This window comes from Labilithrix luteola, from assembly GCF_001263205.1.
In the GTDB taxonomy this organism is placed as follows: domain Bacteria; phylum Myxococcota_A; class Polyangia; order Polyangiales; family Polyangiaceae; genus Labilithrix; species Labilithrix luteola.
Window position 1 is genome coordinate 7,249,144 of the sequence record NZ_CP012333.1, and the last position, 14,643, is coordinate 7,263,786.

A 14,643-nucleotide genomic window follows, 5' to 3' on the forward strand; every position below is an offset into this window, starting at 1 on the left:
ATCGAAGGTCTCCCAGGTTTGTTCGTCGAGTGATGGGCTCGATCGCAGACGCGGAGGATGTGCTCCAGGAGACCTGGGTGCGTGCCTGGCAGGCGTTCGATCGCTTCGACGAACATCGGGCCTCGCTTCGCACGTGGCTCCATCGGATCGCGACCAATGCGTGTCTCAACGCCCTCGAAGGACGGCGTCATCGGCCGCTCCCCTCGGGCCTCGGCTTGCCACCCACGACCGGTGACGCCCCGCTCGCTCGCGGAGTCGACGACATTCCGTGGCTCGAGCCGATTCCCGATGCGCTCTTCGGCACGAGCTCGACCGATCCCGCACAAGCACTCCTTGCGCGTGGCCATCTGAGGCTCGCGGTGGTCGCCGCCACGCAGCTCCTGCCGCCGCGCCAGCGTGCCATTCTGCTGCTTCGCGAGGTCCTCGACGTTCCGGCCACCGACGTTGCCGAAGCCCTCGAGACGACCGTAGCTGCCGTGAATAGCGGGCTTCAGCGAGCGCGCGCGCAGCTGAATGACGCGCAGATCGGGCCGGACGACGTCCTCGAACCCACAGCTCCCGAACGGCGGGCGCTCGTCGAAAAGTATGTCGCCGCCTTCGAGCGCGCCGACATCGCCGCTCTGCGAGAGCTGCTGACGGAAGAAGCCTTGCTCGAAATGCCGCCCTTCGCGATCTGGCTTCGCGGCCGCGCCGACTACGCGCGTTTCGTGGAGCGCGTCTTCGAGATGCGCGGTCACGACTGGCGTGTCGCGGTCACCGCGGCCAATGGCCAGTTCGCGTTCGCAGCGTACGTCGCGAGCGGGAACGGAACCCACACGCTCCACACGCTGCAAGTGCTCGACGTCACCCCGCGCGGCATCTCTCGCAACGTGGTCTTCCAAGATCCACGCCTCATGCAGCGATTCGGCCTCTCGCCGACCTTCAACGGGGAGGGGGGGCTCAAGTCCGGTGGATGACGTCGATTCGTCCTAGGTACGGCTAGGGGAGGATCTCGACGTAACCCTCCGTTCCGTGCACGCGGATGCGCTGCCCATCCTTGATGAGTTGGGTGGCGCGCTCCACCGCCACGACGGCGGGTAAGCCGTACTCACGGGCGATCACCGCGCCGTGGGTCATCGGACCGCCGACTTCGGTCACCAGGCCCTTGATGGCGACGAAGAGGGGCGTCCAGCTCGGGTCCGTGTAGGCGGTGACGAGGATGTCGCCCGGTTCGAGATTGGCCTCTGCCATGTCCAGGATGACGCGGGCGCGGCCCTCGACGATTCCCGCGGAGACCGGCTGGCCGATCAGGGCGCCGGCAGGGACGTCCTCGCGTCGGTACGAGCCGGCGACGATCTCGCCGTCCGACGTGACCACCAGCGGCGACGTGAGCGCTCGATAGCACCTGAACGCGTCTTTGCGCTGGCCGATGAGCGTCTCGTCCAATCCGCGGGTGCGCGCAAGCTCGTGAAGCTCCTGGAACGTGAGATAGAAGATATCTTCTTTTTCACGGAGCACCCCGCGTTGCACGTGGCGCTCGGCTTCTTCCAACAAGGCTCGTTTGTAGACGTCGTAGCGACGGATGATTCCGTACTTGGGATACTCGCGATATCCGGCGAAGGTCCGAACCCGGTCGATCATCCGCTTCGTCTCTTCGGCCTTCCGCTCTCCGTCCGGCAGGGCGCGCAAGCGCTCCAGGAGCTCCTGTTCCCTTTTCTCGGCCTCCTGTCGCCCTTGTTCGAAACGACGCTTGCCGGCGCCTGGTTCGAAATTCTTGATGTTGCCGAGGATGATGGGCACGAGCGTGGTGGGGCGTTCGCGAAAGCGCGGCCGCGTGATGTCGATCTCGCCGGCGCAGCGCATTCCGTACTTCTCGAGATAGGCCTGAATGGCATCTCGCGCTTCGCGTCCCCCGGGGAGATTGGGCAGCTCGCCCAGAAAGCCGTCGCCCTCGACGTGCTGCAGAAAAGCCACCACCTCCGCATGCGGACGGATGGCGTCCGCGACGTCCAGGAGTGCCAGCCCCATCTCCGACGTGACATTGTCGGGGACGGACTGCGTGAGCGTGTCGGCCGCGTTCTTCTCGCCCAACCAAGCTTGCAGCCGATCGTTGAGCCACCAGGTGGCCTCCATTCCCGCCATGATCGCCTGATGGCTTTGCCGATCGAACAAGAGGCGCTTCAGCTCCTTGATGTCCGAAAGGAGGAAGTCGAAGAGCGCGGGCCCGGACTTCGCGTGGATGTCGTTCTTCAAGGCAGCAACGGAGGCTTCGTTGTGCGCGATCAGCTCGGCGACGATGGCCGGATCCGTTTCGATCGGGGCTTTTGCGGCGGCCGCCGGCGCCGTGGCGGGAGCTTCGTCCGGGATGACGCCGATGAAGTCGTCGCGTTCGAGGATGCTCTGCAGCGCATCGCTCATGAGCGGATGGGTCTTTCCGATGAGCTCGAGGAGGCCTGCGCGCTTCGCCGGCGAAGCCAGGGCGCGGGTGACGTCGACGAAGAGCCTCCCGCCGGCCTCGTGCATGATCGGCATGGCCGTCAGCTGGAACAGCGAGAGCCCCAGCGGCTTCATGGGATCGGTCATCATCTGCTGATGTCCGACGGAGATGTAGACGTGGTTCTCTTTGTCGGCGGCTACGGGGATGGGGAACAGCGTGGTGATCGGCCGGCTCTGGACGATCTGGAAGTCATCGTCGACCAGGCACCATTCGATGTCTTGGGGGCAGCCGAAGTACGCTTCGACCTTCCGACCGAGCTCCGCGAGCCGCACGACCTGCGCGTCCGTCAGCGCAGCTAGCGTCTGCCGCTCCGGCTCGATCGCCTGCTGGTGCGTGCCGCCTGACGGCGAAGCGAGGATGGCAAGGTGCTTGGTGGCGATCGTCTTGGCGATGATCTCGCCGTTCCGTACCTTGTACACGTCCGCGTTCACCAGGCCGGAGACCAGCGCCTCGCCGAGGCCGAAGCTGGCCTCGATCGACGTGACCTTCCGGTTCGAGGTGACGGGATCGGCCGTGAACAGGATGCCGGCCGACTGCGCGAAGACCATCCGCTGCACGACCACGGCCATACGCACCTTGCGGTGATCGAAGCCGCTGCGCAGGCGGTAGGTCACGGCGCGCTCGGTGAAGAGCGAGGCCCAACATCGGCTCACGTGCTGGAGGATCGCCTCCGGGCCCACGACGTTCAGGTACGTGTCCTGCTGACCCGCGAAGGAGGCTGTCGGCAAGTCCTCCGCCGTCGCGCTGGATCGGACGGCGTAGGCGGCCTGCGCGCCGAGCTTGGCGAGCGGGCAGGTGATCGCCGTCGCCAGATCGTCGGGAATGGTGACTCCTTCGAGCGTCCGGCGGATATCCTCGCTGAGCGCGCGAATCGCCTCTCTGTCATCCGGCGCGAGGCGCGATAACCGCTCGAGTCGTTCGTCGATCGACGGCGCTTCCGCCATGAGCCGCTGAAAGGCGTCCGTCGTCACGCAAAAGCCAGCCGGCACGCGAATGCCGTCGATCCTCGAAAGCTCTCCCAAGTGCGAGCCCTTGCCGCCGACGAGCGGTATTTGCGTCTGATCGACCTCCTCGAACCTCACCACGTAGCGGTCCGTCCGCTCTCTTCCGGCGACCACAACTGCAGGCTTCGTCATGGCCACGTCGCGTTCGGATTCGTCGTGCATTTCGATCCTCGCTCCTGTCGCTTCTCGCGGACGGGCGGGGACTGTGCGGCATGACCCGGGGCTTGCCGCAAGCCCCCGGTTCTGGCATAAATTGGAAGTGGAGAGAGGCGGGGGTTGCTCTGTTTCTCTCGTTTCGTGCGATCACGCCTCGTGAGTGGTGGGCGCGAGCGAAATTTCGACGAGCGCTCGGTCGATGGCGAGCGTGCAGGTCCTCTCGCGCAGCGGTCGACATTCCCTGCCGCGTTCAAGCCGCGTTCAAGCCCGACCCATCCGTCGGGCTCATGGCGTAGCTTGGCGAGAGGGGCGCGAGACGTGCGAGGAGCGCGGTCGCCGCGAAGCGTCAAAGCCCGCGTCGTCCACTCCGAGGCACGGCTCGGAGCGAATTTTCGACGGTTCGACCCCTGACGGAGAAGGTGGCACTCCGTGCGAAAACGCGGCCTAATTTCGCACCGTTGAAGCAGTGCGTCGGTTTGGGCCTCGAGAGGCGACGAAGCGTCGTGATACCAATCTGGAATGTCCTCGTCACACTCGATGCTTCTCGTCGCCGTTGCGGCGTCGTTCGTCGTCGCGTGCAAGCACGAACCCAAGCCACTGACCGACGCTGAGGCTTGCGACATGATTGGGGCGCTTCCTCGAACGAAGTGGAAGCCGGCAGACATCGACAGTTGCTACGTCACCTACAGCACGCTCGGTCACAACGTCCGCCTATGCACCGACAAGTGCATCCGTAGCTCCGCGAATGCCGACGACTTCGAGGACTGCCGCGACGATTGCTCCGGCGAAGTCATCCCGTCGTTCGTCATCTGCCAGAAGATGAGCAACAACGACAAGCGCATCGACGCCTGTCGAGACAAGCACAACGCGCTCCTTCCCGACGCGAAGGAGCGCTACACCTGCTGGAGCCGATGTGGCCGTCGCGCCAACACCGGGATCGAAGCGGAGGCCTGCGACAAGACCTGCAACGTGCCCGACTGAGCCCGTAACCGTCATTGCAGCGTGTGGCCGAGCCCCTGGCGATCGCCTCGCGTCGCCAGGATGAGCGAAGGCCCTTGCAGCGTCTGCGCGACGACCGCGCCGTGCTCTTGGACCAGCCGCTCCACCGCTGCACGGCGCGACGCGGGCAAGTGGTCACGCAGAAACGCGAAGAGGGCGGCGAGTCTGCGCTCGGTCTGCAGCGACGCCGCTCCGTAATATTGAATCTCCGTGAGCGCGAGCTCGAGGTACTCTTCCCATGTGGTGGCGTCGTAGACGAGGCGTAATTCTCCGCCGGCGTCCCGCACGCGCCCCACGTCGAGGTCGAGGTTGCCGAGCTTCATCAGCAGCGCTTCGATCTGGTCCAGCGCTTGAACGGCTGTCGTCGGGTCGTTCGTGCTGGTCGACAGCGCTCGGAGCGCCACGTCGACCAAGAGCCTCAGCGCGTACTTGGGGTCGGCTCGGAGTTCTCTCTCCGGTCCTAGCTCGATCAAGGCGCGGAGACGCCGAGGTGGGATCGAGGCACCGTGCACCATCGCCAACGTGGCTCCGGCGGTGACGGAGTCCCCTTGGGCGAACGGGATGCGGATGAGCGCTCCGCGCGAACGAGCGAGCGCGACCAGGCGAGCCACGTCGATGCGCACGATGTAGACCGGCGCACCTTCATGGACGAGGACCTGAGGGGGAGCGTGCCCTTCCTTGGGCAACTCGTCCTTCCCGGCATCACCGCCCTTCGAGGGCCCGCTGGCATACACCCAATCGATGGCCTCGGCGCCATGCTTTCCGAGCATCCGCAGCACGAAGGTATGGTCGTGCTCGGCGAACACTTTGGCCAGGCGTGTGAGCATCCAGAGGCTCGCCAGGAGCCAGACGAAGGCGATGTAGATGGTGAGCGCGCAGGAGCGACTGCCCTGGACGAGCCCGATCGCACGGAGCGCCATCAGGGAATAGACGAAGGTGCCGGTGAACACGCCCGTGGCATTCGCGATGCGCGGGTCCTTGACCCACGAGCTGACGATCCTCGGCGAGTAGCCCGTCGCTCCGAGCTCGAGCATCACGAACAGGAGTGAAAGGACGACGCCGGTAAAGGTCATCATACCGGTGGCGACCGACGTCAGGAACGCGATGAGCTGGTCCCTGCCCATGTCGGTTCCCATCGACGGCAACCAACGGTCACGGATGTGCGGGATGCCGTATCCGAGCACCAGCGAGGCAAGGATCAGCGCGACGCTCCGAGACGTCCCCACGAAGTAGTGCCGCCTCCTGCTGAGCCTGGCGAATGGGGTACGCATGCTTCGTGCGACGCAGGAGCCGCGCCGACGCGCGCTCGCGCTCCTCATTCCTGGGCTTTGCAGGCGCGGCACACCGGTTGAATCGGGGCGGACGGTGGAAGTTCCCCTGACGAAGCGCTCGAGGCTCCAGCAGCTCTTGTCGACCATCGCCACGTCGGGCCTGAGCGGCCTGGTGGGCGCGCTCGTCGGAGCGGGCCTCGTCATCGGCTTCACGCAGCTCCTGAAGATGAGCCTCGCGGTCGTGTCCAGTCAGGCCACGTGGGTCATCATCGTCGTGCCCCTGGTGGGGTTGTGTCTCTCGGTGCTCGTGCTCTACGGGTTCGGGCTCAGCGAGAACGCAAAGCCAGAGGGGAAGGGCGAGGAGAAACGCGCGCCGTGGGCGAGCAAGTGGAGAACGTTCGTGCCCGGCGTCGCTCGCTCGGACCTCACGGGCGAGATGGTCGCCTTCGCCGGCGAAGAGGATCGCTTTCCGTGGCGTCTGGCTCCCATTCGCGCCGTGGCCATCGCCGCCACCGTGGGGCTCGGCGGGCCGCTCGGAACGGAGGCACCTGCGGCCTATCTCGGCGTTGCTGTCGGATCGGCGATGGGAGACTTCTCTCGCGGGTGGCGCCGGTGGTTTCTCCGGCCCGCGGCCGTGGGGGGTGGAGCGGCAGGCGTGTCGGCGCTCATGGGAATTCCCCTCGTGGGCACGGCGTACGTTCTCGAGCTCGGTCGACGTCACGACGCTCCGCTCGATGCAGAGCGCGTGACCGCCGCGCTCGTGGGCGGGGTCGTGGGGTGGCTCATGAACATCGCCCTCCACGTGAACCTGATCCGGCTGGTCGTTCCCAAAGAGCCGCCTCACTCGTTTGCTCAAGCGGTGATGACGGCGGTCTTGATCGGAGCCCTCTCGGGATCGATCACCTCGATCACGGGAGCGGCGATTTATCGAGCGAAAGGCTGGAATGCACACCCCGTCTTGCGCCTGGCCATCGGAGGCTTGGTCCTGTGTGCCGTCACGGTGACCATCGCGCGCGTCGCAAGTCCTCAAGCTGCCATTGGCCCGGGCGGCGGGTCGATCCTGTGGGTCGAGAACACGCCTACGACGGCGCTGACCGTGCTTGGCGTGACCGTGCTCCGCGCGATGGCCACGACCGCAGGCGCTGCTGCAGGCGGGTGCGGTGGCCTCTTCGTGCCGTTCTTGGCCGTCGGCGATCTCGGCGGAAGAGTGTTCGCGCACGGCTTCGGCGTGCCCGACGATCTGGCCGGTTCGGCCGGCGCCGCCTCTGGCATCGCCGGAGGCTATCGACTGCCCGTCACCGCCGTTACGGTGGTGCTCGGCCAGGGCGGCCCCCACGTTGCGATGCTGTGCTGTCTGGCAACGGTCCTTGTTGCCACCTTCGCCGGTGCGGGCGTAGGAGCCCTGCTCGATCGATTCGAAGCCTTGGGCCGCTCGTACATCGCGCGAAGAGCCCACCAGTATTGATGACCGGTTTCGTTTGCTCGCGGTCCGCTCATGGGGAGCGGAGCAGGACGCGTGCTGGCGCCCCATCCGAGCCGGGGATCAGCAGCGGAAGCGCCACCATCTCGAACGTACCCGGCCCGACTTGGCGGAGGTCGAGTCCCTCGAGGATGCAGACGCCCGCCCGGAGCAAGATCCGGTGTGCGCGAGGGCCGTGGTCGGGCCCGCCCATGGAGAGGTAATCGACACCGAGCAAGGCGATCCGTCGATCGGCCAGATGTTGCGCCGCGTCCACCGTCACGTAGACGTAGTCCGGCACGAACTCGTCGGTGTTCCAGCAGCGGGCCGAGTTGCTCGTCTTGAAGAGCACGCGCTCGCCCTCTTCGAGGTTTAGCGCCTCCACGTCGGCGCGATCGATGGTGCGGCCCTCCACGGCCACGACACGCGCGACGCCGATCAGGGCGGCAGGGGGCAGTGCCTCGACACCGCCGCCCGGCACGTCGAAGTGGATGGGCGCGTCGAAGTGGGTTCCCGTGTGGACGCCCATCGTGAGCTTGGACACGAAGCAGAGCCCGCCATCGACGGGCTCCTTCGTGACCTCACGCTCCACTCCGGGGTTGTCCGGCCAGTGCACCATCCCGGGACGGATGGGAACGGTGACGTCGATCCAGGTACTCATGGCGGCGGCGCCGGCACGCCGGGGCGCGCGCCGTCTCCTCGTTTGCCGGCACCACGCGTCTCGCTCTCGGCAAGAACCGTCGCCGTGTGAATGAGCGTCAGGTGAGAAAACCCTTGCGGGAAGTTGCCGAGCAGTCGCCCATGTTTGGGCTCGTACTCTTCGGCCAGCAGGCCCAGGTCGTTGCGGATCCCGAGCAGGCGCTCGAACATCGCCTCGGCGTCCCTCATGCGTCCGCTCGCGGCGTAGGCGTCGGCGAGCCAGAAGCTGCACGCGAGGAAGGGCGCCTCGTCGCCGGGCAGGCCGTCGACTCCGGTCTCGGTCGCGTACCGGCGAACGAACCCCTCCCGGAGCAGGTTTCGCTCGATGCCCCGGATGGTGCCGAGCACGCGTGGATCGTCGATCGGCAAGAATCCGTGGGTCGGCATGAGCAGAACGCTCGCGTCGAGTCCCTCCGAGCCGTACGACTGCGTGAAGGCGTTTTGCGCGGCGTCGTAGCCGTGCTCGCAGACGTCGCGGTGGATGCGGTCACGAAGGGCGCGCCAATGCTGGACGAGAGAGCCCGTGTTGAGTTCGCCCATGCCGAACTCCTCGACCAACCGGATCCCACGGTCGAAGGCAACCCACGCCATGAGCTTCGAGTGCACGAAGTGGCGATGCTTGGCGCCGCGAACTTCCCAAATGCCTTCGTCCGGCCTCTGCCAAGCGCGTTCGAGGAAGTCGAGGAGTTGAACCGCCATTTGCCCGAATTCGGGGTCGGCGGGCGCGCCGAGGCGCCGAGCCTTGTACATGGTGTCGAAGAGCTCGCCGTAGACGTCGATCTGGAACTGGTTCCACGCTCCATTGCCGACGTGTACCGGGCGCGACTCGGCATAGCCGGGCAGCCAGTCGAGCTCGAACTCGGTCAGGCGCCGCTTGCCGTCGATGCCGTACATGATCTGCAAGTTCGACGGTTCGCCTGCCGCCACACGGAGGAGCCAACGGCGAAACGCCGTGGCTTCGTCCGGGTAACCGCAGAGCATCAGCGCATCGAGCGTGAGCGCGGAGTCGCGCAGCCAGCAGTACCGGTAATCCCAATTACGGACACCGCCCAGCTCTTCGGGCAGTGACGTCGTGGGCGCTGCGACGATGCCGCCCGTCGGGGCATACGTGAGCGCCTTGAGCGTAAGCAGCGAACGCACCACCGCTTCCTTGTGCGGCCCGCGATAGCGGCAGCGCGCGGCCCAGTCGGACCAGAAGCGCTCGGTCGACTCGAGGACGGCCTCCACGTCGAGCGCGGCTAGGGGTGATCGATGGCAAGGATGCCATTCGAGCTCGAAGGGAATGCGCTGCCCTTTGGAAACTTGCAGTCTGCACGAGACGCGGTGCTTGTTCAGTTCGACCTTCGCAGGCGTGCGGAGGGTAAGCGAGTCAGGGCTGGCCGTGAGCAGGATCCCGTCCTCGGTCTGGCGGATCCAGGGCGGTGTCGCTCCGTATCCGAAGCGCGCGTTGAGGATGGCATCGACGGGGACGGTCCCCTCCACACCTTCGACGATGCGCACGACGTGGTGCCGAATGCCCTCGGCGATCGGCATGAAGTCGATGAGTCGGACGACGCCACCATCGCAGTTGAATTCGGTTTCGAGGATCATCGTGTCGCCGCGGTAGCGTCTCGAAATGGACCTGACTCGCGTCGCTGGATGGATCACCCAGGTGCCGTGCTCGTCGCGGCCGAGCAGCCCGGCGAAGCACGCGTCCGAGTCGAACCGCGGGAGGCATAGCCAGTCCATCGCGCCATCGCGCGAGACCAGTGCGGCACTTTCGGTGTCTCCGATCAGTGCGTAGTTTTCGATGTAGGAGGGCATTGGATACCTCTAGGGACCGCTAGGGGGCGATAGCTGCTTGTTCGGGCCTGCGCTCCGGAGGAGCCATGAACTCGGGGCCCACCGGATCCTTTACGGAATGCGCGATGCAATCGTCGGACCCCGTCACCGGCGAACTCGGCCCCCGTCCTCGGCGTCGCCGAGCCGTTCGACCTCGGCGACGGAAACTCGGTTGAAGTCTCCTGGAATGGTCTGCTTCAGCGCGCTCGCGGCCACCGCGAATCGCAGGGCCTGGTCGAGCGGTTTTCCGTCGAGCTGCGCGAAGACGAGCCCGGCGACGAAGCTATCGCCTGCACCGATGCGGTCCACGAGGTGAACCACGTGACGCGGTCCGCGATGAAGCGTCTTGCTCGGGCCGTCGTAGAGCAGGGCGCTCCAGCCGTTGTGGCTGGCCGAGAGATTCTCGCGCAGTGTGATCGCGAGCTGGCGCACGCCGTATTCGGAGACCACACGCGCGGCCGCGGTCTCGCAGGCTCGGAGGTCGAGCGAGGCGGGATCGAGTGCGCCGTGCGGGATCGGGATGCCGAGGAAGGTCCGCAGATCATCCTCGCCCGCAAAGAGCACATCCACGTATCGAACGAGGGAAGGGAGGACCTCTTTCGCCGACGAAGCACTCCACAGCATCCGGCGATAGTTGAAGTCGAGGCTCACGGTCACGCCGAGCTCGCGCGCCGCCTGCACCGCTCGGCGCGTGGACTCTGCGGGACCCGGCCCGAGCGCCGGCGTGATGCCCGACGTGTGAAACCAGGCGACGTCGCGAAGCAGCTTGGGCCAGTCGAGCGAGCTCGGGTCGAGCTCCGAGATCGCGGAGTGCGCGCGATCGTAGGCGATGCTCCAGGGTCTTTGGCTCGCACCCGCCTCGACGAAGTAGATGCCCATGCGCTCGCCCCCGCGCTGGACCGCGTCGATGCCGACGCCCTCGGCGCGGAGCACTCGCAGCGCGGCATCGCCGACGGGATTCGGTGGAAGCCGGGTGACGAAATGGCTGTCCACTCCGAAGTGGGCGAGGCTGATGGCCACATTCGCCTCGCCTCCACCGAAGGTGGCGTTCAGCGAAGGGGATTGGAGCAGACGCTCGTGGCCCGGAGGACTCAGGCGGAGCAGCAGCTCTCCGAAGGCAAGGGTCCGTATCGGTTTCATGCGACCGTCCCCCGTGCTTTGCGCACGGTGGCGGCGAGGCGGCGTGCGCGCTCGGAAATGGCCGCGTAGTCTCCGCGTTCGACGGCGCTGCGGTCGACGAGGGCACCCCCGACGCCCACGGCCACGGCTCCTGCCGCCAGGAAGTCGGCGGCGTTGTCCAGCGTCACGCCACCGGTAGGCATCAGACGAATGTGGCGCAGCGGTCCGCGTACCTCGCGAAGGTAGCCTGGGCCCAAGAGACCGCCGGGGAAGACCTTCACGAGATCTGCGCCGGCTTCCCATGCCGCGACGATCTCGGTGGGCGTGAAGGCGCCGGGGATCGAGACCACGTCGTAGTGGCGGCAGATCCGGATCACGTCCGGGCAGAGGATGGGGCTCACGACGAAGCGTGCGCCGGCGGAGACGGCCATCCGCGCCGTCTCGGCGTCGAGCACCGTTCCCGCGCCAAGTACCGCGGAGTCACCGAGGGCGCCGCTGCATGCCTCGAGGGCTTCGAGTGCCCCGCTCGTCGTCATCGTCACCTCGACGGCGCAGATGCCGCCTTCGACGAGAGCATTCACTACGGGGCGCATCCGCTCGGCGTTCTCGAGGCGCACGACCGCGACAGCGCCGAGCTCCGAAAGCGTGGTTAGGGTTTGGATGCGGGAGGTGCTCATGTCACGGCCCGTGGAGTTGGACCGGCGGCGGAGGTCGGTCGACGAAATTGACCGGGGACGAGGGCCGCTGACCGGTAAGGACGCGCACCACCTCGTTCGAGGCGATCTCACGCACCGTGCGAATCGACTCTTCCGAGTAATAGGCCGAGTGCGGAGTGATGATCGCGTCGTCCTGCGCGAACAGGGGGTTCTCGGCCTCCCAGTCGCGCCGTTTGGCGGGCTCCTCCTCGATGTCGTCGAGCGCGGCGCCGGCGATCCAGTGCTCCTCGAGGGCACGGCGGAGTGCTGCATCGACCACAATCGGCCCTCGCGCGGTGTTGACCAGGATGGCGCTGCGCTTCATGCGCCGAAGCACGTTCTCGTCGAAGAGGCCGTGCGTCTTCGGCGTGAGCGGGGCTTGGATGATGAGGTAGTCGGACCCTCGCACCAGCTCGTCGAAGCTCACTACGCGGACGTCCTGTTTCTCCACCTCGGCCTTGTCGACGAACGGATCGTGCGTCCAGATTTCGACCCCGAAGGGCCGCACTCGCTCCGCGATCGAGCGGGCGATGTTCCCGAACGACAGGAGTCCGAACACGCGCCCGCGGAGGCGGTGGATCGGCCTGCCGGTCTGCCATTGCCACTCACCCCGTCGCGTCGCCTCGGCGTACTGCGGGATCTTGCGGGCGGCGGCGAGCCAGAGGGCCACGGCGTGATCGGCGACTTCGTCCGAGCACCATTCGTTCGGAGCGTTGGTCACCTGGATGCCGTGCCGGGTGGCGGCGTCGACGTCGACGATGTCGACGCCCGTCCCGTAGCGAGCAATCACGCGACAACGGGTGAACGCATCGATGGCGCGCTCCCCGACGCGCGCGTACTGCGTGATGATGGCGTCGGCATCGCGCGCAGTTTCGATGACCTCGTCCTCGCTCTTGCACTGCGCGGCCACGAGCTCGAAGCCCGCTCCTTCGATGACCCGTCGCTCCACTTCGACGTCGCCGAAGTCGTAGTCGGCGATCACGACGCGCATGCGGTCGCCGCCGCCGCCGTTTCCAGCGCGCGACGACGGTTTTGGTTGGCTGGGTGGCGCCGCTTCCGGCTTCGCGCGCGCGGGCTGCTCCTTCACCGGAGTCGCCTGCCTCTTCTCGCTCGGCGCTTCGGGAGCGGGGCTACTCGTCACGTCGGTCGGAGGTGCCACGTGGCCGTCCACCGGCGCCGTCATGGCAGCTCCTTCGGAAGCCGACGTTGCGACGCGAGCGTAGAGGGACAGGATCCCCGTCGTGTGCTTTTGCGGCGGCGGGGACCAATGCGCGCGACGCTCCGTGAGCACCCGCGCGATATCGGACTCCATCATTCGTTGACCGTGGAGGCCTACGATCCCGAGCTTGCGCTCGGGGATGCTTATCTCGATGAGATCGCCCTCCTCGACGAGCGCGATCGGCCCGCCGTCGAGCGCCTCCGGCGACACGTGACCGATCGACGGCCCCTTCATGGCCCCGAATACCGGCCGTCGGTGACGAGCGCGGTCGTGTGGCTCAAATCGGGATCGGCCGCCAGCACGGCGGATGCGAAGTACATCTCGGGCATTCCGTTCGCGCGCGGCCCCTCGTAGCGGATGACCATGACGTCGCCGGGTTTGATGGCGCCGTCACGGAGAGCATCGAGGCAAGCCGGCTCGTCGTCGAAGACGCGCGCGGGGCCAGTGTGGACGTGCATCTCGTCCGGCACCGAGAACGCTTTGATCATCGCTCCACCGGGCGCGATGTTCCCGCGCAGGATGGCCACGCCGCCTTCGGCGACGAACGGATCCGAGAGCGGCCTGATGATCTCGGTCGGCGGGATCTTGTAGTTGTGCAAGTACCCGAGTCGCTCGTCGAAGTAGTACGAGCGCGCGATGACGTCGAGGTTCTCACCGACGGTCTTGCCGGTGACCGTGAGGCAGTCCAGGTGCAAGAGCTCGCGGAGCTCGAGCATCACCTTCGGAACACCGCCCGCGTAATAGAAGTACTCGACCGGGTACTTCCCGGTGGTCTTGACGTTGGCGATGACCGGGACCTGCTTGTGGATGCGGTCGAAGTCGTCGACCGTCAGCTCGATGCCGACCTCCTTGGCCATCGCCGGGAGGTGGAGCAGAGCGTTGGTGGACCCGCCCACGGCCGCGTGGACCATGATGGCGTTCTCGAACGCCTCGCGCGTGAGGATCTGGCGCGGTCTGAGGTCGTTGCGGACGAGGTCGAGGATCCGCTTGCCCGCGGCGCGCGCGTAGCGAAGGTGCATGGCGAGCGGCGCCGGCACGAGCGCGGATCCGGGCAGGGCCAGTCCGATGGCTTCGGAGAGCACCTGGCCGGTCGAAGCCGAGCCCATGAACTGACAAGCGCCGCAGGTCGGGCAGGCATTCTTCTGGCGCTCGAAGAGCTCCTCTTGGGTCTTCTTCTTGCGCTCGACCTCCATGCCGAGAGGCCACAGTCGGTTGGAGGTGAAGTAGTCCGGAGCATTGAACTGCGTCCCTCCGGGGACGTGAATCGCGGGCAAATTGCAGCGCGCGATGGCGATCATGTGTGCCGGGACGGACTTGTCGTTGCCCGAGAGGAGCACCATGCCGTCGTGCGGATGACCGAGCGCGTGGATCTCGATCATCGCGGCCATGACGTCGCGCGAGACGAGCGAGTAGCTCATGCCCGTCGTCGCTTGGGCAACGCCATCGCAGATGTCGCTCACCGTGAAGACGCCCGGCTTGCCGCCGGCCTCGAAGACGCCGTTCGAGATCTCCTCGATCAACGGACGGAAGTGGAACGTGCCGGGGTGGCCCATCCCATACGCGCTGTCGACGAGGATCTGAGGCTTGCCGAGGTCCTCCTCCGTCCAGTTCATCCCCATCCGCAGCGAGTCACCCTGGAAGTTGATGCTGCGCAGCTTCTGGCTGTGCAAGGTCCGCCCGTTCCCATTGGTCGCCATGATGACCCTCGTTCTTCTTGCCGCTTTG

10 protein-coding genes and 1 pseudogene are annotated in these 14,643 nt (G+C 66.5%); 3 read left to right on the forward strand and 8 right to left on the reverse strand.

Annotation, left to right across the window (positions count from 1 at the left end):
* The first annotated feature begins 32 nt into the window (after window positions 1-32).
* Window positions 33-956 (forward strand): RNA polymerase subunit sigma-70, encoded by a 924-nt coding sequence (locus AKJ09_RS31460; protein WP_146651556.1) that lies wholly within the window; start codon window positions 33-35, stop codon window positions 954-956.
* Window positions 957-978: 22 nt separating this feature from the next.
* Here the strand turns inward: AKJ09_RS31460 and rph are convergent, their stop codons facing one another.
* A complete protein-coding gene (gene rph, locus AKJ09_RS31465; protein ID WP_146655719.1) occupies window positions 979-3,612 on the reverse strand; it encodes a rifamycin-inactivating phosphotransferase in 2,634 nt (877 codons plus the stop codon).
* A 543-nt stretch (window positions 3,613-4,155) separates the two neighbouring features.
* On the opposite strand from rph, the gene AKJ09_RS31470 reads away from it, so the two are divergent.
* Entirely contained in the window at window positions 4,156-4,617 is a 462-nt protein-coding gene (locus tag AKJ09_RS31470) for a hypothetical protein (RefSeq protein WP_146651557.1), read from the forward strand.
* An 11-nt stretch (window positions 4,618-4,628) separates the two neighbouring features.
* On the opposite strand, the gene AKJ09_RS31475 is transcribed toward AKJ09_RS31470, so the two are convergent.
* Window positions 4,629-5,861, reverse strand: a complete 1,233-nt coding sequence (locus AKJ09_RS31475) for a DUF2254 domain-containing protein (protein ID WP_169928020.1) — start codon at window positions 5,859-5,861, stop codon at window positions 4,629-4,631.
* A gap of 139 nt (window positions 5,862-6,000) precedes the next feature.
* On the opposite strand from AKJ09_RS31475, the gene AKJ09_RS31480 reads away from it, so the two are divergent.
* Window positions 6,001-7,371, forward strand: a complete 1,371-nt coding sequence (locus AKJ09_RS31480; protein WP_205633856.1) for a chloride channel protein — start codon at window positions 6,001-6,003, stop codon at window positions 7,369-7,371.
* A 28-nt stretch (window positions 7,372-7,399) separates the two neighbouring features.
* On the opposite strand, the gene AKJ09_RS31485 is transcribed toward AKJ09_RS31480, so the two are convergent.
* The 6 genes and pseudogenes from AKJ09_RS31485 to ilvD all read right to left on the reverse strand — a co-directional run.
* Window positions 7,400-8,026 (reverse strand): cyclase family protein, encoded by a 627-nt coding sequence (locus tag AKJ09_RS31485; RefSeq protein WP_146651560.1) that lies wholly within the window; start codon window positions 8,024-8,026, stop codon window positions 7,400-7,402.
* Window positions 8,023-9,867 (reverse strand): glycoside hydrolase family 15 protein, encoded by a 1,845-nt coding sequence (locus AKJ09_RS31490; RefSeq protein ID WP_146651561.1) that lies wholly within the window; start codon window positions 9,865-9,867, stop codon window positions 8,023-8,025. The genes AKJ09_RS31485 and AKJ09_RS31490 overlap by 4 nt, the downstream gene beginning before the upstream one ends.
* 123 nt (window positions 9,868-9,990) lie before the next feature.
* Window positions 9,991-11,025 carry a sugar kinase gene (locus AKJ09_RS31495; RefSeq protein ID WP_146651562.1) on the reverse strand — a complete coding sequence of 345 codons (1,035 nt, stop codon included), beginning with the start codon at window positions 11,023-11,025 and terminating at the stop codon, window positions 9,991-9,993.
* Window positions 11,022-11,681 (reverse strand): bifunctional 4-hydroxy-2-oxoglutarate aldolase/2-dehydro-3-deoxy-phosphogluconate aldolase, encoded by a 660-nt coding sequence (locus AKJ09_RS31500; RefSeq protein ID WP_146651563.1) that lies wholly within the window; start codon window positions 11,679-11,681, stop codon window positions 11,022-11,024. Before AKJ09_RS31500 ends, AKJ09_RS31495 begins: the two co-directional genes overlap by 4 nt.
* A gap of 1 nt (window position 11,682) precedes the next feature.
* Entirely contained in the window at window positions 11,683-12,882 is a 1,200-nt protein-coding gene (locus AKJ09_RS31505; RefSeq protein ID WP_420814286.1) for an NAD(P)-dependent oxidoreductase, read from the reverse strand.
* A 63-nt stretch (window positions 12,883-12,945) separates the two neighbouring features.
* Window positions 12,946-14,615: pseudogene (gene ilvD / locus AKJ09_RS31510) on the reverse strand (dihydroxy-acid dehydratase); the annotation flags it as partial.
* Window positions 14,616-14,643: the final 28 nt, after the last annotated feature.